At 72.0% G+C, this 20897-nt stretch carries 22 protein-coding genes; 10 read left to right on the top strand and 12 right to left on the bottom strand.

Features of this window, described 5'->3' with window-relative positions; all coding sequences use genetic code 11:
• Positions 1–604, top strand: a 604-nt coding sequence (locus J8G10_RS03610; protein ID WP_251439352.1) for a hypothetical protein, incomplete at its 5' end; no start/stop codon positions are given.
• On the top strand, positions 601–1500 hold the full coding sequence (locus tag J8G10_RS03605) for an SseB family protein (RefSeq protein ID WP_251439350.1): 900 nt from the start codon (positions 601–603) through the stop codon (positions 1498–1500). The genes J8G10_RS03610 and J8G10_RS03605, both read left to right, overlap by 4 nt.
• Before the next feature lie 3 nt (positions 1501–1503).
• On the opposite strand, the gene J8G10_RS03600 is transcribed toward J8G10_RS03605, so the two are convergent.
• Positions 1504–1989 carry a recombinase family protein gene (locus J8G10_RS03600; RefSeq protein WP_251439348.1) on the bottom strand — a complete coding sequence of 162 codons (486 nt, stop codon included), beginning with the start codon at positions 1987–1989 and terminating at the stop codon, positions 1504–1506.
• A gap of 138 nt (positions 1990–2127) precedes the next feature.
• On the opposite strand from J8G10_RS03600, the gene J8G10_RS03595 reads away from it, so the two are divergent.
• The gene (locus tag J8G10_RS03595; protein WP_251439347.1) at positions 2128–3168 is read left to right on the top strand and encodes an NAD(P)-dependent alcohol dehydrogenase; all 1041 of its coding nucleotides are present in this window, start codon (positions 2128–2130) and stop codon (positions 3166–3168) included.
• Positions 3169–3300: 132 nt separating this feature from the next.
• On the opposite strand, the gene J8G10_RS03590 is transcribed toward J8G10_RS03595, so the two are convergent.
• Positions 3301–4293: a malate dehydrogenase gene (locus J8G10_RS03590; RefSeq protein ID WP_251439346.1), complete on the bottom strand. Its 993-nt coding sequence runs from the start codon at positions 4291–4293 to the stop codon at positions 3301–3303.
• Positions 4294–4378: 85 nt separating this feature from the next.
• Between J8G10_RS03590 and J8G10_RS03585 the strand changes: the two genes are divergently transcribed.
• Positions 4379–5269, top strand: a complete 891-nt coding sequence (locus tag J8G10_RS03585) for a neutral zinc metallopeptidase (protein WP_251439345.1) — start codon at positions 4379–4381, stop codon at positions 5267–5269.
• A gap of 156 nt (positions 5270–5425) precedes the next feature.
• Here the strand turns inward: J8G10_RS03585 and J8G10_RS03580 are convergent, their stop codons facing one another.
• The 3 genes from J8G10_RS03580 to J8G10_RS03570 form a co-directional block, all read right to left on the bottom strand.
• Positions 5426–7150, bottom strand: coding sequence for an aldehyde dehydrogenase family protein (locus J8G10_RS03580; protein WP_251439344.1), 1725 nt, complete (start codon positions 7148–7150; stop codon positions 5426–5428).
• A gap of 26 nt (positions 7151–7176) precedes the next feature.
• Entirely contained in the window at positions 7177–8574 is a 1398-nt protein-coding gene (locus tag J8G10_RS03575) for an MFS transporter (protein WP_251439343.1), read from the bottom strand.
• Between the two features lie 64 nt (positions 8575–8638).
• Complete coding sequence (locus tag J8G10_RS03570; protein ID WP_251439342.1) at positions 8639–8902, bottom strand: glutaredoxin family protein; 264 nt, start codon at positions 8900–8902, stop codon at positions 8639–8641.
• A 169-nt stretch (positions 8903–9071) separates the two neighbouring features.
• Here J8G10_RS03570 and J8G10_RS03565 point away from each other — a divergent pair, with 169 nt between their 5' ends.
• The gene (locus tag J8G10_RS03565; protein WP_251439340.1) at positions 9072–10241 is read left to right on the top strand and encodes a glycosyltransferase family 2 protein; all 1170 of its coding nucleotides are present in this window, start codon (positions 9072–9074) and stop codon (positions 10239–10241) included.
• Positions 10242–10325: 84 nt separating this feature from the next.
• On the opposite strand, the gene J8G10_RS03560 is transcribed toward J8G10_RS03565, so the two are convergent.
• The 6 genes from J8G10_RS03560 to J8G10_RS03535 form a co-directional block, all read right to left on the bottom strand.
• The gene (locus J8G10_RS03560; RefSeq protein WP_251439339.1) at positions 10326–11492 is read right to left on the bottom strand and encodes a polysaccharide deacetylase family protein; all 1167 of its coding nucleotides are present in this window, start codon (positions 11490–11492) and stop codon (positions 10326–10328) included.
• A gap of 54 nt (positions 11493–11546) precedes the next feature.
• The gene (locus J8G10_RS03555; RefSeq protein WP_251439337.1) at positions 11547–12179 is read right to left on the bottom strand and encodes a response regulator transcription factor; all 633 of its coding nucleotides are present in this window, start codon (positions 12177–12179) and stop codon (positions 11547–11549) included.
• On the bottom strand, positions 12176–13420 hold the full coding sequence (locus J8G10_RS19535; protein WP_251439335.1) for a histidine kinase: 1245 nt from the start codon (positions 13418–13420) through the stop codon (positions 12176–12178). Before J8G10_RS19535 ends, J8G10_RS03555 begins: the two co-directional genes overlap by 4 nt.
• Before the next feature lies 1 nt (position 13421).
• Positions 13422–14240 (bottom strand): ABC transporter permease, encoded by an 819-nt coding sequence (locus J8G10_RS03545; RefSeq protein ID WP_251439333.1) that lies wholly within the window; start codon positions 14238–14240, stop codon positions 13422–13424.
• Positions 14241–14242: 2 nt separating this feature from the next.
• The gene (locus J8G10_RS03540) at positions 14243–15193 is read right to left on the bottom strand and encodes an ABC transporter ATP-binding protein (RefSeq protein ID WP_251439331.1); all 951 of its coding nucleotides are present in this window, start codon (positions 15191–15193) and stop codon (positions 14243–14245) included.
• Between the two features lie 136 nt (positions 15194–15329).
• Positions 15330–15728 carry a RidA family protein gene (locus tag J8G10_RS03535; protein ID WP_251439329.1) on the bottom strand — a complete coding sequence of 133 codons (399 nt, stop codon included), beginning with the start codon at positions 15726–15728 and terminating at the stop codon, positions 15330–15332.
• Between the two features lie 243 nt (positions 15729–15971).
• On the opposite strand from J8G10_RS03535, the gene J8G10_RS03530 reads away from it, so the two are divergent.
• On the top strand, positions 15972–16163 hold the full coding sequence (locus J8G10_RS03530; RefSeq protein ID WP_045249567.1) for a hypothetical protein: 192 nt from the start codon (positions 15972–15974) through the stop codon (positions 16161–16163).
• Positions 16164–16185: 22 nt separating this feature from the next.
• On the opposite strand, the gene J8G10_RS03525 is transcribed toward J8G10_RS03530, so the two are convergent.
• On the bottom strand, positions 16186–17202 hold the full coding sequence (locus J8G10_RS03525; protein WP_251439327.1) for a PHB depolymerase family esterase: 1017 nt from the start codon (positions 17200–17202) through the stop codon (positions 16186–16188).
• A gap of 142 nt (positions 17203–17344) precedes the next feature.
• Here J8G10_RS03525 and J8G10_RS03520 point away from each other — a divergent pair, with 142 nt between their 5' ends.
• From J8G10_RS03520 to J8G10_RS03505, 4 genes are all read left to right on the top strand, one after another.
• Positions 17345–18559, top strand: coding sequence for a sensor histidine kinase (locus tag J8G10_RS03520; RefSeq protein WP_251439325.1), 1215 nt, complete (start codon positions 17345–17347; stop codon positions 18557–18559).
• Entirely contained in the window at positions 18556–19218 is a 663-nt protein-coding gene (locus J8G10_RS03515; protein ID WP_251439323.1) for a response regulator transcription factor, read from the top strand. Before J8G10_RS03520 ends, J8G10_RS03515 begins: the two co-directional genes overlap by 4 nt.
• Positions 19219–19416: 198 nt before the next feature.
• Entirely contained in the window at positions 19417–19758 is a 342-nt protein-coding gene (locus J8G10_RS03510; protein WP_251439321.1) for a hypothetical protein, read from the top strand.
• A gap of 132 nt (positions 19759–19890) precedes the next feature.
• The gene (locus J8G10_RS03505) at positions 19891–20631 is read left to right on the top strand and encodes a GntR family transcriptional regulator (RefSeq protein WP_251439320.1); all 741 of its coding nucleotides are present in this window, start codon (positions 19891–19893) and stop codon (positions 20629–20631) included.
• Positions 20632–20897: the final 266 nt, after the last annotated feature.

Below are 20897 nucleotides of genomic sequence, written 5' to 3'. Positions count from 1 at the left end.
GGTGAAGCCGATCATCCGGGAGTTGAAGCAGGCGGCGTTGAAGGGGTTCGCGCATGCGGATCACAAGCTGCACCAGTTGACGGCGAACATGGACGGGCATCTCGACGACGTCATCCGCCAGGTCAAGGACAAGGACCACTACGACGGCAAGGTCGACACCACGCGGACGAACCCCACGGCGATCGACGGGAGTGTGAGAGCCGCGCCGCGACAGGAGCTTCCGCCGAGTCTCGCGGCGACCTTCGAGGACGGCGCCTATCGCACGGTGGAGACGACGGAGGCGGTCACCCTGTTCCGCGTCTACGGGCACTCCGCCGAACAGGGCGGAGGCTTTGCGACGACGTCGACGTCCGGCAACCGGATCAATGCGGCGATGGAGAGCGCCCTTCTTCCCGAGTGGAAGAACTCGCGTGAGTTCGAGGCCACGATCGAGGTGCCGGCGGGCCAGGTGCTCAACATCGGCACCGTGGCGCCGCAGACGACCATGTCCGGAGCGATCCTGCCGGGCGGAGCGGATCAGATCCTCTTGCCCCGTGATTGGCCGAGTTCCTGGGTTCAGAATGTCGACAGGCTGCCGGTAGGTTTTCAGGGGAGGATCCCATGACGACGAAATACGAGGAGGCGCTCCTCGCCGCCCTGCAGGCGCTGGAGTCGGCTTCGGCGGATGGTGCATTCCCGGCGTCCTTGAGTTCGTCGCTGCGCGGCCAGCTGGAGGAGGAACTTCAGACCGTCCGCGCGGGGCACCTGTCGCCTCGCTCGCTCGCCACCGCCCTGAGCCACCAGATGGTCGACTCCGGACACATCGACGACCGTTTCTCGGCCGCCTTGGACGGCATGCTCGCCGCGGAGGGGAGCGCGCAGGGCGAGCCGTCGCTGCTTCCGCGGGTGACCGTGCGTCAGCTGGGGGAGAGGGGCGTGCGGACCCTGGCTGCGGCCGAGCATCTCCTCGGGCGTTACGGTCTGCTCCTGCCGGTGATGAACGCGCAGGACGGCACCCGGCTGATCACGATCGAGGTCGAGGGAGGCAGAGCTCTCCCGGCGTTCTCGTCGCGTGAACTGTTCGACGAGTGGGCGAGCGGCGCACCCGAGGGTGCGAGTCCCGCGCTCGTCCCCGCGGGCGGCGTCGGCCGGCTCGCCCCCGGAGTCGATGTCGTCATCAATCCGCTCAACGAACGACTCATGCTGGCGAACGAGAGAACGATCCCGGCCGGCACGGTGAGCTTCGGGCGCCCGGGGCACGTGGATCCGCGCGTCCTGACCGCGGTTCGCGCTGCGAGCGACAGTGCGGGCATCGCCCGGGTGTCACTGGCACAGGTGGTCGCCGACGGACAGTCGGCCCTCACGGCTGTCCCGACGGGTGATTCCGCTTCCCTCAGTGCTTTCGCCGCAGCGCTGGGCGGAGCTCTGCCGGCGGGAGTCGGCCTCGACATCCTCCCGAGCGACACTCAGCTGGGTGCGGCCGTCGCCGCGGAGATCCCGCCGCTTTTCGAACGACCCTGACGGTCAGCGCCCGGCGTCGGCCAGGTGGCGCGCGTCGTGGCTGAGCACCTTCACCATCACGCCGTGCCGGCGAAGGGCGGCGACGGTGCGGGCCTCCTCGTCGCGATCGCGGCCGAGCGCGTGGATGTTGGCGACGACGAGCACGTCGCCCGCCCGCAGGGTGTCGATGAGGCGGCCGATCCGATCCGTCCAGCTCTCCAGGATGTCGGGCGCCGGGTGGCGGAAGCCCTCGATCGGCACGCCGAAGCGGGTGAGGTCGTCGCGCTGCTGCACCACGGAGGGCATGCCGTCGCGCGCCACCACCAGACCGACGAGGCGGGATCCGTCGGGCTTGGCCGACCACCAGTCGCGGTTCTGCTGCAGCTCGGTGAAGCACTTGGGGCACTCGGCCGCCGCGTGCGGAAGGTGCAGCGGGCTGGTGAGGGCGGCGTCGAGGGAGGCCTCGGTCGTGCCTTCGGCATCGCCCTGCGTGTGCGTGGTCGCTTCCATGTCATCCGCCTCCACGACTATTGTGCCTTCTCCCGCCGACACCGGCGTGCCGAGCCCCGCAGATCGCGACCGGGCGCGCTCTCCACAGCGGCGCGGGGTACTCTCGCACATGTCCGCCACGGAGCCCGAGGAGTCCGCATGCCTGTCGTCGCCGCCTATGCCGCACCGAGCGAGGGCGCGCCCCTCGCACCGACCACGATCGAGCGGCGCGAGCCGGGTCCGCACGACGTCGTGATCGACATCGCCTACGCCGGGATCTGCCACTCCGACATCCACACCGTGCGGGGCGACTGGGGGCCGCAGCGGTATCCGCTCGCACCCGGCCACGAGATCGCCGGCACGGTCGCGGCGATCGGATCCGAGGTCACGCGCTTCGCCGTCGGAGACCGGGTCGGCGTCGGCTGCCTCGTGAACTCCTGCCGCGAATGCCCCGCCTGCCTGCGCGGCGAGGAGCAGTACTGCACCGGCGGCTCCGTCGGCACCTATGGCGCGATCGACCGCGACGGCACCGTCACCCAGGGCGGCTATTCGCGCCAGGTCGTCGTCACCGAGGGCTTCGTCCTGCGGATCCCCGACGCCATCCCGCTCGACCGCGCGGCACCGCTGCTGTGCGCGGGCATCACCACCTACTCGCCGCTGCGCCACTGGAAGGTCGGCCCCGGTTCGCGCGTCGCCGTCATCGGACTCGGCGGCCTCGGCCACATGGCCGTCCAGATCGCGCACGCGCTGGGCGCCGAGGTCACGGTGCTCTCGCAGTCGCTGCGCAAGAAGGACGAGGGGATCCGGCTCGGCGCCGACCGCTACCTCGCCACCTCGGAGCCGGAGACGTTCTCGGGCAACCGACGCGCGTTCGACCTGATCCTGAACACCGTGAGCGCCCCGCTGCCGCTGGACGACTACCTGCGCCTGCTCGACACCAACGGAACCCTCGTGTGCGTGGGCGCCCCGCCGGAGCCGATGTCGGTCTCGATCAACCAGCTGCTCGGATTCCGCAGGTCGCTGGCCGGATCCGCGATCGGCGGGATCGCCGAGACGCAGGAGATGCTCGACTTCTGCGCCGAGCACGGCCTTGCGGCGGAGATCGAGCTCATCGACGCGGCCGGCATCAACGACGCCTACGAGCGCGTGCTCGCGAGCGACGTGAGGTTCCGCTTCGTGATCGACGCCGCGACGATCTGACGCCCGCCCGCTCAGGACCGCGTCTCGTCTCTCGGTCGCCTGCGGCGTCCTCGCTCGACGATCCCGGGATCGGTCGTCGAACGAGCCCCGAGCGGAGCGAGGCGCGAGACGGAGCGCGGCGGTCTCGCCGGGTCAGATCAGCCCGAGTGCGCGTACGGCGTCCCGCTCCTCGACGAGCTCGGCGACCGAGCGGTCGATGCGCTCCCGCGCCCAGTCGTCCGGGTAAAGACCCTCGACGATCTGCCACGCACCGTCGACCGCGCGCACCGGGAAGGAGCTGATCAGCCCCTCCGGGACGCCGTACTCGCCGTGCGAGATGACGGCGGCGCTCGTGCGGCGTTCGCCGGTGCCGAGCGCCCCGTCGCGCACGTGGTCGATCGTCGCGTTCGCCGCCGACGCCACCGAGGACGATCCCCGCACCTGGATGATCTCGGCGCCGCGCTTCGCGACGCGCGGGATGAACGTGCTGTCGAGCCAGGCGCGCACGTCGCCGGTCTGCTCGGCCAGGGCGTCCCAGACCGGGCGTCCGGCGACCGTGGCGCGCGCGACGTCGGGGAACTGCGTCGCGGAGTGGTTGCCCCAGATGGTGACCCCGGCGATGTCGGCCACGGGGGCGTTCAGAGCCGCGGCGAGCTGACCGCGCGCGCGGTTCTCGTCGAGGCGGGTGAGCGCGCTGAACCGCTCCGCGGGCACGCCGTCGGCGGCCGCCGCGGCGATGAGGGCGTTGGTGTTGGCGGGGTTGCCCACGACCGTGACGCGCACCCCGGGTGCGGCGTGCGCGGCGATCGCCGCGCCCTGCGGGCCGAAGATCGATCCGTTGGCGGCGAGCAGGTCGCCGCGCTCCATCCCGGGGCCCCGCGGGCGCGCCCCCACGAGCAGGGCGTGGTCGGCGCCGTCGAAGCCCACGGCCGGGTCGTCGGTCACCTCGACGTGCTCGAGCAGCCCGAAGGCGCCGTCCTGCAGCTCGAGGGCGGCGCCCTCGGCGGCGGCGATTCCCGCGGGGATCTCCAGCAGTCGCAGCCGCACCTTCTCGTCCGGGCCGAGCATGTCGCCCGCCGCGATCCGGAACAGCAGCGCGTAGCCGATCTGCCCGCCGGCCCCGGTCAGAGTCACCGTGGTGGTCACTTTCGGCTCCCTTCGGTCGCTGGCGCGACGCTCAGTGCGAGCCTATGCCTCGCCGTCGGGCCATGGACCGTGGAAAACTGTGCTCATGACGTTCAACCCGGATGCCGATGTCTCGGACAACAAGGTCAAGCGGCGCAGCGGCGGCCGCACGGCCGCGATCGCCGGCGGCGGCGTGGTCGGGCTCGGCGCCGTCGTGGTGCTGCTCATCAGCGCCTTCACCGGGGTCGACCTCTCCGGCCTCCTCGGGGGCGCGACCGGAACCTCGCAGAGCCAGCAGCAGGGGGACGGATCCACCGAGGGATCGGTGCAGAACTGCAACACCGGCACCGACGCCAACAACAGCGTCGACTGCCGTGTCGCCGCAGTGTCGCTGGTGCTCAACGACTACTGGGCGAAGCACGTCAAGGGCTACGTCGAGCCGGGGCAGGTCAACGTCGAGGGCTCGACGTCCACCCCCTGCGGCACCGCCTCCAACGACGTCGGCCCGTTCTACTGCCCGTCGGATCAGACCGTCTACATCGACCCCACGTTCTTCCAGCTGCTCAAGCAGCAGTTCGGCGCGGAGGCCGGCGACCTCGCCCAGGTCTACGTCGTGGCGCACGAGTACGGGCACCACATCCAGAACATCACGGGCACGATGGACAAGTACCCGAACAACGGCACGGGACCCACGAGCAACGGGGTGCGCACCGAGCTGCAGGCCGACTGCTATGCGGGCGCTTTCATCGCCGACATGACGCAGGAGAAGGACAAGAACGGCGTCGCGTACATGAAGACGCCGACCGATGCGCAGATCAAGGACGCGCTGAACGCGGCCGCGGCGGTCGGCGACGATCACATCCAGCAGCAGTCCGCGGGCTACACCAACCCGGAGAGCTGGACGCACGGATCCAGCGACCAGCGGGACAAGTGGTTCGCGACCGGCTACAAGTACGGTCTCGGCAAGTGCGACACCTTCGCGGTGGCCACGCCGTAGCCGCGAATCCTGTCGTTCCTTCTCTCTTCCGGGGTCGTTGAGCGAGCGCAGCGAGACGAAACGCGGCGCTCTCGCGAGGTCACCGCGTTTCGTCTCGGTCGCGCTGCGCGCGTCCTCGCTCAACGTCCATGGGGAGAGAGGCGGGGCCTCCTCGCGCTACGCGCGCATCGCCTGGACGAGCGTGCGCACGAGTGCGAGCACGCCGCCCTGCGCGCGGAACCGGGTCAGCCCCTCGCTGACCTCGGCGGCCGTGCGCGAGGACGCGAACCACGGCGGCTTCGGCAGGATCGTGAACCGGCCGCCGTCGCGCACGATCGACGCCGACCGCGGGAACGGCCGGAACGGGCCGCGCACCACGGAGCGCTCCACGTCGGCGAGCAGCAGGGCGTTGTGCACGACGCCGATCCCGCTGCCGACGTCCGCGATCGTGTTGCCGGGGAACGCGCCCCAGGTCACGGTCGGGGTGATGAAGCCGAAGGCGGTCCACGTGTTGATCGCGATGGAGCCGTAGTGCAGCGCGGTGATCGCCCGCTCGAAGCCCGCGCCGAGCGATGCCTCGGTGGCCGGATCGATCAGCACGTTCGCGCCGAGGGTGCCCTGCAGCTTCTCGTTCGCATGCGCGACGGCGGCATCCAGGAACGCCTGTCCGGTGCCGGGCAGCTGCTCCACCCCCAGCACCGGGGCGAAGTACTCGGTCTGCTCCAGTGCGGTGGCGTCGTCGCCGTCTCCGATCTCGACCAGGAGGCGGTCGGCGAGCACGAGCGCGTCGGGATACGACTGCTCCGCCTGAGCCATGCGCTCGTCCGAGCGCGGGTACCAGATCGGCCGCTCGGGGGCGATCGCATACGCGCGGCGCAGCTCGATGAGGAACTGATCCTTCTGCGCCCAGTCGCGGGAGAGGAGCACGACCTGACCGGCGATGCAGTTGTGCCCGGCGTTCTGCAGCCGCATCGTCGCGACGTGCTCGGCCTGGAAGCGCAGGTCCTCATCGCTCCAGTCGCCCGGCACGACGATGATCGGCGAGACCCCGCCGAGCTCGGCGGTGATCGGCTTCTTCAGCCGCGGCCGGTTCTCGCGCCTGCGGCGCTTGCCCTGGGCGCCCGTGCCCCACACGATCGCGTCGAAGGTCGGCGCGGATCCGGTGATGTGCACGTGCGCGAACGCGTCGTTCGCGGTGAGGTACGTCCCGACGTCGGCGCCGCCGCGCACGATCCGGAGGAAGCCGGGGGCGATCAGCGGCGCGAGCGCCCTCTCGAAGACCGGCACCAGGGCGTCCTGCGTGGGGTTGACCTTGAGCAGCACGACGCGGTCGTGCGCCAGCAGCTCGTACAGCACGTCGAGCACCGGGATCGAGGTGATGTTGCCGGCGCCGAGCACGAGGCCGATGCCGCCGTCCGTGGCCTCGGGCGAGCGCTGGGCGAGGCCGGCGCGGGACCGGGCGTCCCCCGGCGTGACGCCGGGGGCGAGCCACACCTCGCCCGTGAAGCCCGAGAGCAGCAGCTTGTCGATGCCTTCGAGCGGGAAGGAGTGCACGCGGGTCTGACCGCTCGCCGTCCGGTCGACGGTGAGGCCGTCCAGCGGGTTGCGGCCGGTCGCGATGCGGTCGAGCGTCTCGATGTACGCGTCCACCGCGCCGAGCGTCGCATACGGACCGCTCAGCCACTCCTCGCCGCGGAGCGGATGATCGTCCGTCAGCTGCTTCGAGCGCACCGCGGTGCGGGCCCAGGTGCGCGCGGTCGCCGCGACGGTGCGGCGCACGCCGCGCAGCAGCGTCACGCGCTGGCTCACGGTCAGGGCGGACCAGGCCGCGGATCCCTTGCGCAGGGCCGCGATGTCCTCCTCGATCGGGGCGCGGACGTCGTCGGCGAGGGTGTCGGGCATCGGATCTCCTTCGGCGCGGTCTGGTCTCAGGGTACGCGCTCGGCGTGAGACGGAGTCTCACCGTCGATGTCCCCGCGACGCAGCCCGTACCGGGCCAGGGTGAACAGGCTCAGCAGCATCAGCGCCGCCGGCACGATGCTGAAGATCACGACGATGCCGGCGACCGCGCTCGCCGGCTGGGCGAGGGCGGATGCGTCGCCGGCTGTGCGCGAGACGTAGCCGGTGATCGCGAGGACGACCGAGACGATCGTCGTCCCGAGCGCGAAGCCGACCGTCTCCGAGGCGGTCCACATCCCCGTGAACGTGCCCGCGTGGCCCGGTCCGCTGTCGCGCTCGTCGTGCGAGATCACGTCGGGGAGCATCGCCATCGGGAGCGCCTGCATTCCCGCATAGGCGATGCCCGCGACGGCGACCGAGAGGTAGATCCAGGATCCGGGAGCCCACAGGGCGAGGACGATCGACGCCGACGCGACGAGGAACACCAGCGAGGCGATCCGGAAGGCGCGCTCCTTGCCGATCCGGCGCGACACCCGCTCCCACACCGGCGTCGCGATGACGGCCGGGGCGACGAGGGCGACGAACAGGAGCGTCACCGCGCTCTCGGAGCGCATCACCCAGGTCGCCACGTACTGGGCGCCCGCGAGCATCGTGCCCGTGGCGAGGGCCTGCAGCAGGTAGGTGCCGAGCAGGGCGCGGAACGGCTGCGAGCGGCGCACCGCGGCGAACCCCGCGGCGTACTGGGCGCGGATGCCGACGTGCTCGACCGCGGCGGGGGCGGCCACCGCGTCGTCCGCCGTGCGCGCGGCGATGAGCATTCCGACGCCGATCACGACGCCGGCGACGATCCCCATCACGAGATAGCCCGTGACGGGGTCGCCGGTGAGGCGGCGCAGTTCGGGGCCGCCGCCGCCGAAGAGCAGGATCGTGACGGTGAGCGCGATCACCCGCCAGCTGAGCAGCCGGGTGCGTTCGTCGTAGCTCGACGTGAGCTCGGCGGGCAGGGCGATGTACGGCACCTGGAACAGGCTGAACGCGGTGGCGGTCGCCAGGAAGGCGATCAGCACGCAGATGACGCCGGCGACGGGGCCGAACACCGGCGGCACCGCGAAGGTGAGCGCGAAGAACACCGGCAGGGTGAAGGCGCCGATGAGCATGAAGCGCTTGCGGCTGCCCGTGCGGATGAGACTGCGGTCGGACCAGGCGCCGATCACCGGGTCGATCACGACGTCCCAGATCTTCGCGAGGGTCACGATCGTGCCGGCGAGGATCGCCGCCACGCCGAGGTTGTCGGTGAGGAAGTAGGCGAGCACCAGGCCGGGCAGCGTCGCGAACCCGCCTGTGCCCAGGGAGCCCGCGGCATAGCGGGCGACGGTGCGGGCGGGAAGGCGCGTGGGGGCTCGTTCGGCGCGAGCGGCGATGCTCATGCGCGTCAGTGTATCGGCGCGCGCGGCGGCCGGATCAGGCCCGCTTCGCGTGCACCGGAGGGAGTCAGATCAGGGACAGCTCGCGCAGCTTCGCCTCGACGTCGGCGTTGGACGGCTCGACGTGATGCGAGGAGTCGGGGTACACGACCACCGGGATGTTGGTGCGGCCGGAGATCTCCTTGGCGACGTCCGCGGCCGCAGGATCCTCGACGAGATCGACGTAGGTGTACTCGATGCCGAGCTCGTCGAGCTGCTTCTTCGTGCGGATGCAGTCACGGCACCAGTCGGCGCCGAACAGGGTGATCGTGTCAGAGACGGGGGCGGTCATGATTCCAGGGTACGGCGGATCCGGGGATGAGGGCTCGGCCGGGAGGATCGCCGAGACGGGGGACTTCACCTCCCGTTAGCCTGGAGCGGGCAGGGTGGCTGACGGGAAACGCGCAGGTTCTGCATGGTTTCCCGTGGGATCATGGCGAGTCAGCGATCGGAGGAGGGGCATGGGCGACATGTCGGCAGGGGAGCGCATCCCCGGTGCCACGGTCATCATTCCGACCTACAACGAGCGCGACAACATCGCGGCCCTCGTCTCCCGCGTCTCCGCCGCCGTCTCGGACCGCGACGTCGAGATCCTGTTCGTGGACGACAGCTCGGACGACACCCCTGACGTGATCCGCCGGATCGCCGTCGACGCTCCCGTTCCCGTGCGGCTCCTGCACCGGGAGAAGCCCGTGGGCGGTCTCGGCGGCGCCGTGGTGGAGGGCATCTCCGCGGCCGCCTACGACGTGTGCATCGTCATGGACGGCGATCTGCAGCATCCGCCGGAGCTCCTGCCCGACATGATCGACCGCTTCGAGGACGGGGATGCGGACGTCGTGGTCGCCTCCCGCTACGTCGGCGGCGGCGACAACGGCGGTCTCGCCGGAGCGGTGCGCGTCGGCGTCTCCCGCGGCGCGACCCTGCTCACCAAGGCGATGTTCCCGATCCGGCTGTCCGGCGCCTCGGATCCGATGACGGGATACTTCCTCGTGGACCGTCGCCGCATCGACCCGGCGGCGCTGCGCCCCAACGGCTTCAAGATCCTGCTGGAGATCCTGGTGCGCTCCGACGTGCGCATCGCCGAGGTGCCGATGGAGTTCGGCGAGCGGCTGCACGGGCAGTCCAAGGCGTCGTTCGTCCAGGGCATGGAGTTCCTCAAGCACCTGGCCCGGTTGCGCTTCGGCAAGATGTCGCTGTTCGCGATCATCGGCGGTGTGGGCGCTCTCGCCAACCTCGTCATCATGTGGGCGCTCACCCACCTCGGCGTGGAGTACGTCTGGGCGGCGATCATCGCGGCCGAGGTGACGATCATCGGCAACTTCATCCTGCAGGAGCGCTACGTCTTCAACGACATGCGCGGCGACGCCTCCGCGATCGGCGTGCGCTTCGCCCAGTCGTTCACGTTCAACAACGTCGAGGCGGCCGTGCGGATCCCGGTGCTGGCGCTCATGGTCGAGACCTGGCACATCTCCAGCATCCTCGCGGCGGCGATCACGCTGATCGCGGCGTTCTTCGTGCGCTTCCTGTTCCACTCCCTCGTGGTCTACGCACCGCGCCGGTCGGTGCGCCAGGAGCGCAAGGCCGAGGAGCGCCGGCGCGTGCGCCTCGAGGCCGAGGCCGCCGCGGACTGATCCTGGATCCGGTGGCCCCCGTTCGGGGCGCCGCCGGGCGAGCCGCCTCGGATCCCGCCCCCTCGGATCCGCCCCCTCGGGGCGTCAGCCGATGTTGTCCTTGAGACCCTGGACGGTGTCGCCGTAGTTGATGCGGACCACCGGGAGCTCGAGCTTGTTCGTGCCGATCTTCACGTAGCCGAACTCGATGGTGCGGGCGAGCAGGAACCCTGCCTTGGTGACGCCCTCCTCCGCGGTCGCGTTGTAGTGACCGTAGGGGTAGGCGATGACCTCCTTGGCGCCGAGCACCTTCGCCGACTCCTCCAGATCCGCCGCGACCTCGTCGGCGGACAGGTTCACCATCCGGCCCTTGCCGTTGTCGCCGGCGCGGTGCATGTCGTTCGTGTGCGAGCGCTGCAGCACGTAGGGCGACGGCGAGCCGTCCTTGCGCTCGCCGGTGATCACGAACGACGTGGTCAGCAGCTTCCGCTCGGTGACGACCGGGACGGCGAGCTGAAGCCAGGTCGGATCCGCGTCGTCGTCGGTGATGACGAGCGAGTGCTGGGGCAGGAAGAGCTTGCCGTCGATGAACGCATTCAGCTCATCCCAGGTCGGCAGATAGAACTTCTGCGACGCGACGTAGTCCATCTGCGCCTTGAAGTCCTCGATGTAGACGTAGTTGTTGCGCAGCCAGTTGTCCTCGCCCTCGGGCTTGGTCGTGAACTGGTGGTACATCAGGATCGGGATCTTCGCCGCGGTCGCGGTGTTCTGGTCGGGCGTGGTCCAGGCGGCGTGCAGCGTGAGCTGATGATCGGTGCACGCGGTCAGCTGCGACCCGTTCACACGGTCGGTCTGCACCTGCGTCTGGGCGGTCTCCGGAGTCGGGTACCAGCCGGCGAACACCGCGCCGGGACGCTCCGGGATCGGCAGGCCGGTGTACAGCACGCCCTCCGTCTGCAGCATCGGGGGCTGCGTGATGCCTTCGCCCGCGAACGACACCGCGCACGCGGTGGCGGGGTCGGCGGCGGTCTTCAGCAGCTGTTGGGCCGGTGTGAGCGGCGTGGACGTCGGCTTCGGCGTCGGCGTGGACGCGGTGCCGGCGGCCTCGGCCTTCGGGCCGCCCCCGGAGAACGCCCGCACGGAGATCGTCGCGAGGACCGCGACGAGCGCGATCGCGAGCACGGCGATGAGTCCGACGATCAGGCGGCGTCGGCGGATCACCGCGGGCGAAGGGCGCGCAGAGCGCGACGAAGTGGGGGAGCCTCCGGACATGGTGCCGAGTGTAGGGGATCCCCGGGTCCGGAACCTGAAGCGGCGTCGGGAGCGTCAGAGCAGCCAGCCGCGCTCCTGCGCGATCCGCGCGGCATCGGCACGGGTGCGCGCCTCGAGCTTCTGCATCGCCGAGGACAGATGGTTCCTCGTCGTGCCCTCGGACAGGTGCAGGGCGCGGGCCACGTCGGAGATGGTCCCGCCGTCCCGGGCGGCGGCGAGCACCTCGGCCTCGCGCGGGGTCAGCGGCGACGGCCCAGCCGTCAGCGCGTCCGTCGCGAGGGCGGCGTCGATGACCGTCTCCCCGCGCATCACCCGGCGCACGACCGCGGCCAGCTCGGAGGCCGGCGTGTCCTTGACGACGTAGCCGCTGACGCCGGCGGAGAGGGCGCGGGACAGGTACCCCGCGCGGCCGAAGGTCGTGACGATCACGATCCGCACGTCGGGCAGCGCCTGCCGCAGCTGCGCGGCGGCGGTGAGCCCGTCGATGCCCGGCATCTCCACGTCGAGCAGGGCGATGTCGGGGCGGTGCTGCTGCGCGGCCGCCAGCACCTCGTCGCCGCGCCCCACCTGCGCGATCACCTCGAGGTCGTCCTCGAGGCCGAGCAGCGTCGCGAGCGCTCCGCGCACGAGAGCCTGATCGTCGGCGAGCAGGATCCGGATCGCCGGAGCGTTCGTGCCGTGCGTCATGCGGTGACCTCCAGGAGGAACCCGCCGTGGCGGGAGCGGCCGATCCTCAGGGCGCCGCCGGCGTCGGCGGCCCGCTCGGCGAGACCGTGAAGCCCCGTGCCGCCCGGATCGGCCGGCGAGTGCGCACCGGGACCGACCCCGTCATCCTCGACCGTGATGCGTCCGGGGGCGAGCGCGACCCAGCAGTGGGCGGCTCCGGCGTGGCGGATCACGTTCGTCGCGGCCTCGCGCAGCGCCCAGCCGAACAGCTCGCGGTTGCGCTCCGGAACCTCGTCGGTGGTGGTCGGCAGGTGCGCGGTGATCCCCGCGGCGGGCAGGAGCGTGCGCAGCGACGCGAGCTCGCTCGCGATCCGCACCTGGCGGTACCCGGAGACCACGGCGCGCATGTCGCTCAGCGTGGCCCTGGCCAGGGTCTGCACCTCGCGGATCTCCGCCGACGCGGCGGCGGGATCCCGTTCCGAGAGCGTGGCGGCGAGGTCGGCCTTCAGCGCGATGGCCGACAGCGAGTGGCCGAGGATGTCGTGCATGTCGCGCGCGACGCGGTTGCGCTCCTCCTCCACGGCGACGGTGGCGAGCTCCTTCTGCGTGCGCCGCAGCTCGGCGAGCGTCTGCAGGTTGCGGGTGAACGCCGCCATCAGCGTTCCGATGGAGAGGATGACGAGCGGCATCGTCCACGGCGGCGTGCTCGAGGGCTGGAGGGCCCCGTCGACGAGGTTGAGCACGAACGCGGCCGCCGCCAGCGCGACGACGGCCAGGAGCGCGCGGCGATCGCCGCCGAAGCACATCGCCGCGGAGACCGCGACGTAGGTCCACAGCCCCGAGAGGTCGGGTCCGAGCACGAGGAGGAACGGGAGCGACAGCAGCAGCAGCACGGCGGGCGGCACCCACCGCCAGGGGCTCGGCAGCGCCATCGCCGCCGGGAAGGAGACGGTGAACAGCGCACCGTAGACCAGCACCCCGAGGCCCCAGAGCCAGGACGCCGGGGCCGGGAGCTGGGTGAGCAGGGGCACCAGGATGAACCCGATGATGAACAGCTGGCTGATGAGCGCCCCGGGGTACCACCGCTTCGCGCCGGGGGCGCCGAGGGTCAGCCGCAGCCGGGGCCACCCTGTGGCGCCGTCGAGCGAGGGCGCATCCAGGAAGCCGCCCTGGCCGATGCCGAGGCGCAGCGGGAAACCGCGACGAGCAGGGCGCCCGGCCGAGGCCGTGGCGTCCTGCTCGTCGCAGACGTCGTCCGTCACGTCAGACGCGCTTGGTGTCCCGGCGGAACATCAGCACCGCGAGGCCCGTGAAGACGAGGAACCAGACGATGAGGTTCGGCACCGACCAGCCGTCGGGGGCGACGCCGATCACGGCCGACTGCGACAGGTTCGCGATGCCCCACAGCGGCGTGAACTTCGCGCCGATCTGCACGGCCTCGGGCATGATCGCGAGAGGTACGAACAGCCCGCCCATGAAGCTCAGGATCGGCAGGATCGGGCCGAGGTAGCGCATCGCGTTCTGCGCGGGGAAGGCGTAGCCGACGGCGAGGCCGAGGCTGGTCAGCATGAGCGAGCTCAGCCAGGCCAGCGCGCCGGCGGCGATCAGGTTCCCGAGCGGAGCGGTGATGCCGAGCACGGCGCCGACGATCAGCGTCACGATCACGGCGATCGCCCCGAGGACCATGCCGCACACGACCTTGACCAGGATGTAGACGACGGGGTTCAGTGGCGTCAGGCGGAGCTGGCGGCTCCAGCCCTGGGCGCGCTCGGAGGCGACGGAGACGCCGGTCATGGTGCTCGCGACCATCGCGCCGTAGACGGCCATCGAGATCATGATCGGCACCGCGGCGGACATCCCGCCCTGGCTGACCGGCACGCTCGAGATGGACGTGTTCTTGTTGGGCAGGCCGATCATCACGAGCATGGCGATCGGGAAGATCAGCGTGAAGACGACCACGCTGGAATTGCGGAACAGGCGTTTGAGCTCGACGCCGAGGAAGGTGAGGCTGAAGCCGCCCATCGGCGGTACGCGCCGGGAGGACGGATCGATCCGGTCCAGGCGTTCGGTGGCGGAGGTCACGGTCATTCCCCTTCCGTGTCGTCGCCGGTGAGCTGGAGGAAGGCCTGCTCCAGGTTCTGGCTGGTGATGGTGATGTCGTGGGCCGAGGTGCGGGTGAGCAGGTGGCGGGCCACCGCATCGGAGTCGTTGGCGCGGATGATGATGCGCGGACCACGCACCTCGACCGAGTCGACCCCGGCGAGGGCGGCGATCTCGGCCTGGCCGGATCCTGATGCGTCCTCCCATTCGGCCTCGACCGTGCGGCCGGAGGCCATCGCCTTGATCTCGGCGGTCGTGCCGTCGGCGACGATGCGGCCCCGGCGGATCAGGATGATCCGGTCGGCGTACTGGTCGGCCTCTTCGAGGTAGTGCGTCGCGAAGAGCACCGTGCGCCCGCGCTGGGCGTCGGCGTGGATCGCTTGCCAGAACGAGTGCCGGCCCTCCACGTCCATGCCGGTGGTCGGCTCGTCGAGGACGATGAGGCCCGGATCCGACACCAGCGCCATCGCGAAGCGCAGCCGCTGCTGCTGACCGCCGGAGCACTTCTGCACCTTGCGGTCGGCGATGTCGGCGATTCCGGCCCGCTCCAGCGCGGCGTCGATGCTGGTCGTGTGGGCGAACAGCGACGCGGTGAGCTTCATGGTGTCGCGCACGGTCACGTCGCTGAGCAGGCCGCCGGTCTGCATGACGGCGGAGACCAGGCCGCGCCCGATCGCCTGGCGCGGGGAGAGTCCGAACAGGGTCACCTCGCCGTCATCGGGCTGGGAGAGCCCGAGCAGCATGTCGATCGTGGTGGTCTTGCCGGCGCCGTTCGGGCCGAGGAAGGCCACGACCTCTCCCTGCGCGACCTCGATGTCCACGCCGTCGACGGCCGTGAAGCCGCGGAAGCGCTTCGTCAGGCCGTGCGCGGCGATCGCGGCCGGAGGGGTCGCGGGGGTGCGGGTGGCGGCGGGGGCCGTCCGGGTGTCGCTCATGATGTCGCCTCGTTCATGTGATCCAGTCTGCTCCGCGGCGCGCACGGCGCACGATGAACGATGTCATGGATCGGCTATGACATCCGTCATGGAACGCGGGGCGGACGTCCGGCGACGCCGTCGCCCGGCCGGCCGCTCAGGGGGTGAGCGCCGCGATCGCGCTGACCTCGATGAGCGCGCCGGGAACGCCGAGCCCCGCGACGCGCGCCGCGGTGACCAGCGGAGGAGCCCCGTCCCGCGCGAGCTTCGGGCCGACGGCGCCGTAGGCGGCGCGCAGATCCGCGTCCTGGTGGATCAGCACGGTCCAGCCGATGACGTCGGCGAGCGTCGCCCCGGCCGCGGCGAGGGCGGCCTCGGCGTTGTCGAGGGCGCGGGCGGACTGCACGGCCACGTCGTCGGAGACGACCGCGCCGGACTCGTCGACGCCGTTCTGGCCGCCGACGTGGATCATCGTGGACCCGGGCGGGATCACGGCGACATGGCTGAAGCCGGGGCTGTTCACGAGGCCCGGCACGGAGGGGTAGGAGATGCTCATGGCGCGAGGCTAGCCGCGGGCGCCGACACTGCACGGATCCCGCCACGTCGTGCGCGACGGATGCAGGATGCTGCGACCTCTGCAGGACGGATTCGGTCCTTGGCTCCTGCATCCGTCGGCGGATCCTGCATTCCTCGCGACGGACGCGGGGCGGACGCGCGACGCCGATCCGGATCCGGACCGCGGGTCGAGGCCGCCCGACGCGGCGCGATAGACTCGAGAGGCTCAACAGGAGGTTGCCCGGTGATCCTTCACTACATCGTGTTCGGAATTCTGTTCCTCGGCGGATTCGTGCTGCTGGGCATCGCCCCCGGCCTGCCCGCATGGCAGGGTCCCGTCTTCGTCGCGGGCATCCTGGCGATCAGCCTCGCTCTCGCGTACATGATGCGCGAGCCGGGCGGCGCCACCAAGCGCAGCCGCTCCTGGGAGAACTGAGCCCCGCCACCGCGCATCCGGCTCAGGGCTTCGGGTGCGCGGCGAAGAACCGCCAGATCGTGCCGGTCGCGTCGAGCGCCTCCGACGGCTGATTCCCGCCCGCGGTGGAGCGGCCGGCCTTGACCGGCGAGCCCGGCCAGCCGTGCCCCCCGTCGGCGATCGTCACCAGCTCCACGGCCCGGCCCTCCGCGCACGTGCCGACCGCGGTGGTGACCACCCCGGCCGTCGTCGAGGTCGCCGGGGCGCATCGATCGACGGCGCGCCACTGGTCGATCACCGCGGGGACCGGCGGTCCGTCGATCGCGGCCGGCCCCGTGCCCGTCCCGCCGTCGAAAGGGATCGTGGTGTCCTGCAGGCCGTGGATGTGGATCACCGAGGTCGGAGCGGGGGTCTCGCAGGTTCCGAGCATCGTCGCCGAGTCGGGGCCGATCGCGGCGAACAGATCGGTCCGGCACGCCAGCGTGTAGGCCATGATTCCGCCGTTGCTGATCCCGGCGGCGTAGATCCGCCGGTCGTCGAGGGGGATCCGGGATCCGATCGCGGCGACCATGTCCTGGATGAAGCGGACGTCGTCGATGTCGTTCCGAGCGGGGTAGCCGCAGCAACCGCCTCCGGTGTTCCAGGCCGGTTCGACGGGGCCGAGACCGTCGGGGTAGGCGACTACGAACTTCTCCCGGTCGGCCTCCTGATCCCAGCCGTAGTACTGCTCCGCGACCGCCGCGCTGCCCCCGCCGCCGTGCAGCATCACCACGAGCGGAGCCTCGGGCGGCAGCCCCGCGGGCGTGTGCACGCGGTAGGTGCGCGCGATGCCGCCCGAGACGAGGGTGAACTCCTCCGAGCCGGAGGCTCCCGGCACAGGGGCGGGCGTCCCGGTGCCGGAGGGCGCGGCAGGCGCGACGGGTGACGGCGAGGGCGACGCCGAGCCGGTCCGGGGCCCGGCGCCGCCCGGGTGCCCGAGGAGCCCGGCCGCCGCGGCGCCGCCGAGAAGGGCCAGCGCGGCGACGGCGCCGAGCGCGATGAGGACGCGGGACCGGAGCATGCCGCCGAGCGTAGCCGCGGGATCCGGTCCGCCTCGTCCTCCCCCGGGTGCGAACTGAAGCGGCGGACTACTCCTCCGGGAGTACGCGTGCGGTACCCCGCGGGCGGATCCGCCTCCGCGGCGGCGCGATTAGCATCGGAGGATGCTCGATCAGCCGCTCGAAGACATACCGAGGGCGTCGACGGCGTGGTTCGGCCCGGACACGGGGCGGATCCCGGCGGGCCCGCCGGCCCGGGTGGGGCTGATCGCACCGGTGGTGCTGAGCCTGCTCGTCCAGGTGCCGGCGAACGCATGGATCGCGGCCCATCTCCCGGGTCATGGGTTGCGCTGGCGGATCGTCCTGCACCTCGTCCTCGCCGTCGCCGGGCCGCTCGCGCTGCTCGCGGCCCGGCGATTCCCGGGTCCGACGGTCGCGCTCGTCTCGGGGCTGGCACTGCTGGACGTGCTCACCGCGCCGGTCGCCGGCCCGCCCTACCTCGCCCTCGCGTTCGCGATCGCGATCGCGGTCGCCCGCGGGGCGGTGATCTGGGCCGCGGTCTCCGTGGCCACCGGCTGGGCGGCGGCGATCCTGATCGGCGTGAGCATCGGGCGGGTCTGGCATCCGGGCCTCATCGTGGCGGCCACGGCCGCGCTCGCGGCGAGCTTCGCGATCGGCGCCTTCGTGCGCGTCCGCGGCGCCCGGGTGGCGGAGCTGCGGGCGGATGCGCAGCGGCGCCGGCGCAGCGCCGAGGAGCGTGAGCGGGTGCGCATCGCCCGGGAGCTGCACGACGTGCTGGGGCATGCGCTGTCGCAGATGAACGTGCAGGCCAGCGTCGGGCTGCACCTGTTCGACCGCGACCCCGAGCAGGCGCGCGCGGCGCTGCAGAACGTGAAGGACACCTCGAAGCTCGCGCTGGAGGAGGTGCGGGGCGTGCTCGGCGTGCTCCGCGACGGCGAGGCGCCGCTCGTGCCCCAGGCCGAGCTCGCCGAGTTGCCGCGACTCATCGCGGGACTCACCACGCCGGGCCTGGAGATCGCGCTGGACGACCGCCTCGGCGGCACCGCGCCGAGCCGCGCGACCCAGTTCGCGGCCTATCGCATCGTGCAGGAGGCGCTGACGAACGCGGTCCGGCACGCCCAGGCCGCCCACGTGAGCGTGATCCTGGAACGGCGGGAGGGTGCGGATCCGGCGCTCGTCGTGACGGTGGCCGACGACGGGCGCGGCTTCGGCGGCGCGGATCCGGGCGCCTCGGGGCACGGCGGCGTACTGGGCATGCGCGAGCGCGCGGCGCTCCTCGGCGGCGTCGTGGAGGTCGGCGACGGCCCGGACGGCGGGGCGCGCGTCGTCGCGACGCTGCCGTGGGGGAGAGCCTCGTGATCCGGGTCGCGCTGGCCGACGATCAGCTGCTCGTGCGGGCGGGGTTCCGTGCGCTGCTGGACGCGGAGGACGGCATCGAGGTCGTCGCGGAGGCGTCGGGCGGGCAGGAGCTGCTGCGGAGGATCCGCGAGACGCCCGTGGACGTCGTGCTGATGGACATCCGCATGCCGGACGGCGACGGGCTGTGGGCCACCGAGCAGATCGCCGCGGATCCGGCTCTCGCCGACGTGCACGTCGTGATCGTGACGACGTTCGAGCTCGACGAGTACGTGGTGCGGGCGGTGCGCGCCGGCGCCGCCGGCTTCCTCGTGAAGGACACCGAGCCGGCCGATCTCGTGCGCGCCGTGCGCGTGGTCGCCGCGGGGGACGCGCTGCTCTCCCCGGGCGTCACCCGGCGTCTGCTCGAACGGCTCACCGTCGGGCTGCGCGATGCGCCCGACCAGCGGGCGCTCGACGGCATCACGGAGCGCGAGCGCGAGGTGCTGCGCCTGGTCGGGCAGGGGCTTACCAACGACGAGATCGCGGCACGCCTGTTCCTCAGCCCGCTCACCGCGAAGACGCACGTGTCGCGGATCATGGCGAAGCTGCACGCGAGGGATCGAGTGCACCTCGTCGTCCTCGCCTACGAGACTGGCCTCGTCGCCCCCGGCTGGCAGTAGCCCCCTCTCCCCACGATCGAGTCGTGCCCCGCAGCCCGGCCGATGGGGCGGGGTCCGGGGGGCGACTCGAACAGGGGGGCGGGACTCCCGGGGGAGCACGTCGAATCACTTCCGTGGCCGGATTCGGCGGAGCGCGCAGATCGCGAGGCTGGATCCATCGGTCGAGATGCGGCCGAACCGATCCAAGGATGGTCACTCATGATCGCAACCGTCGCGGCCGCCGCCGCGCATCCCGGACACCTGGGCTTCCACCCCTTCTGGCCCGTCTTCATCATCGGCCCCCTGATGTTCCTCGTCATCGTGGGCCTCCTCGTCGCGATCCTGGTGCGCCGCCGTCGCTGGGGCGGCCCCGGGCCCTGGGGCTGGCACGGCGCCCCGGGCACGCCGGGCGCTCCGGGCGCGACCGCGCCGTGGGCGGGATCCGCGCAGAGCCGCACGGCCGAGCAGATCCTCGCCGATCGCTTCGCCAAGGGCGACGTCGACGAGACCGAGTACCGAGCGCGGCTCGAGGTGCTGCGCGCGAACCGGCCGGAGGCCTGAGCCCGGCGCCCCGGGCGGGATCCCTGTGACCGGTGGCCCGTCGTGCCTGTGCGCGGCGGGCCACCGGTGCGCGTGCGCGAGAATGGGGGGCATGCCCCGGTCGACCTCTTCGCTCGCGTCCGCAGGCGCGCCGTGACCGAGGGCGGCCGCGAGGGCTCGCGCACGGCGCAGATCTCCGCGGACCTGCGCCGGCGGATCGCCGAGGGCGGGTTCGCCGCCGGCACGCGCCTCCCCAGCGAGGCGGCGCTGAGCGTCGAGTACGGCACGACCCGCAGCGTGATCCGCGGGGCGCTCGCCCGGCTCGCCCGGCTGTCGCTCGTGGTCTCGCGGCCGCGCGGCGGCTGGATCGTGCAGGCTGCGCATCAGACGCAGGGCTTCGCGCGGATGCAGTCGTTCACCGAGTGGGCGAGCGAGGGCGGGCGCACGCCGGGCGGCACGATCACGTCCCGCACCGTCGGGCCCGCCGACGCGCGTGAGGCCCAGCTGTTCCGGATCCGGCTCGGCGCGCCGCTGCACCGTTTCGTGCGGCTGCGCACGCTGGACGGGCTGCCGGTCATGATCGAGCGATCGGTCTGGGCGCCGTGGGTCGCCGAGGTCGTCACCCTGATGCCGGACGACGTGCGCTCGACCACGGCCGCGCTCGCCGAGGCCGGGATCCGCGTCGCCTCGACGAACCATCGGATCGAGGCGGCCGCCGCGACGACCGAGGACGCGGCGCTGCTCGGCGTGCGGCGCTCGAGTCCGCTGCTGCAGGTGGGCCGCACCACGACGACGCGCGAGGGACGGCTCGTGGAGCTCGGCGTGGACCGCTACCGCGCGGGGGCGATCGCGTTCGAGATCGAGGCGGGGCAGACGGTCCGCACCGCGCTCTGAGCTCAGGGCGGGCGGCGCGTTTCGTCTCGGGCGGCTGCGCCGTCCTCGCTCAACGACCCCAGGGGGAGGGGCGGCCCGGTGGGGCGGCCGTTCGGACGGGCGGCGCGTTTCGTCTCGGGCGGCTGCGCCGTCCTCGCTCAACGACCCCGGGGAGGGGCGGGTTGCGCCGTCCTCGCTCAACGACCCCGGGGGGAGGCGGCGGAGACAGCCCAGTGTGCACGCTCGGCGACCGGATCCGGGGCATCCCGGCCCGATGCCACCGGTTC

It is taken from the genome of Microbacterium sp. USTB-Y, from assembly GCF_023703415.1.
GTDB lineage: Bacteria > Actinomycetota > Actinomycetes > Actinomycetales > Microbacteriaceae > Microbacterium.
This window is presented reverse-complemented; position numbering and strand designations above follow the sequence as displayed.

Bases quoted from the DNA above. Each gene is read 5' to 3' on its own strand.
- J8G10_RS03605 (WP_251439350.1), top strand. From the start codon at position 601: ATGACGACGAAATACGAGGAGGCGCTCCTCGCCGCCCTGCAGGCGCTG.
- J8G10_RS03600 (WP_251439348.1), bottom strand. From the start codon at position 1,989: ATGGAAGCGACCACGCACACGCAGGGCGATGCCGAAGGCACGACCGAG.
- J8G10_RS03595 (WP_251439347.1), top strand. From the start codon at position 2,128: ATGCCTGTCGTCGCCGCCTATGCCGCACCGAGCGAGGGCGCGCCCCTC.
- J8G10_RS03585 (WP_251439345.1), top strand. From the start codon at position 4,379: ATGACGTTCAACCCGGATGCCGATGTCTCGGACAACAAGGTCAAGCGG.
- J8G10_RS03580 (WP_251439344.1), bottom strand. From the start codon at position 7,150: ATGCCCGACACCCTCGCCGACGACGTCCGCGCCCCGATCGAGGAGGAC.
- J8G10_RS03575 (WP_251439343.1), bottom strand. From the start codon at position 8,574: ATGAGCATCGCCGCTCGCGCCGAACGAGCCCCCACGCGCCTTCCCGCC.
- J8G10_RS03570 (WP_251439342.1), bottom strand. From the start codon at position 8,902: ATGACCGCCCCCGTCTCTGACACGATCACCCTGTTCGGCGCCGACTGG.
- J8G10_RS03565 (WP_251439340.1), top strand. From the start codon at position 9,072: ATGGGCGACATGTCGGCAGGGGAGCGCATCCCCGGTGCCACGGTCATC.
- J8G10_RS03560 (WP_251439339.1), bottom strand. From the start codon at position 11,492: ATGTCCGGAGGCTCCCCCACTTCGTCGCGCTCTGCGCGCCCTTCGCCC.
- J8G10_RS03555 (WP_251439337.1), bottom strand. From the start codon at position 12,179: ATGACGCACGGCACGAACGCTCCGGCGATCCGGATCCTGCTCGCCGAC.
- J8G10_RS03540 (WP_251439331.1), bottom strand. From the start codon at position 15,193: ATGAGCGACACCCGGACGGCCCCCGCCGCCACCCGCACCCCCGCGACC.
- J8G10_RS03535 (WP_251439329.1), bottom strand. From the start codon at position 15,728: ATGAGCATCTCCTACCCCTCCGTGCCGGGCCTCGTGAACAGCCCCGGC.
- J8G10_RS03525 (WP_251439327.1), bottom strand. From the start codon at position 17,202: ATGCTCCGGTCCCGCGTCCTCATCGCGCTCGGCGCCGTCGCCGCGCTG.
- J8G10_RS03520 (WP_251439325.1), top strand. From the start codon at position 17,345: ATGCTCGATCAGCCGCTCGAAGACATACCGAGGGCGTCGACGGCGTGG.
- J8G10_RS03510 (WP_251439321.1), top strand. From the start codon at position 19,417: ATGATCGCAACCGTCGCGGCCGCCGCCGCGCATCCCGGACACCTGGGC.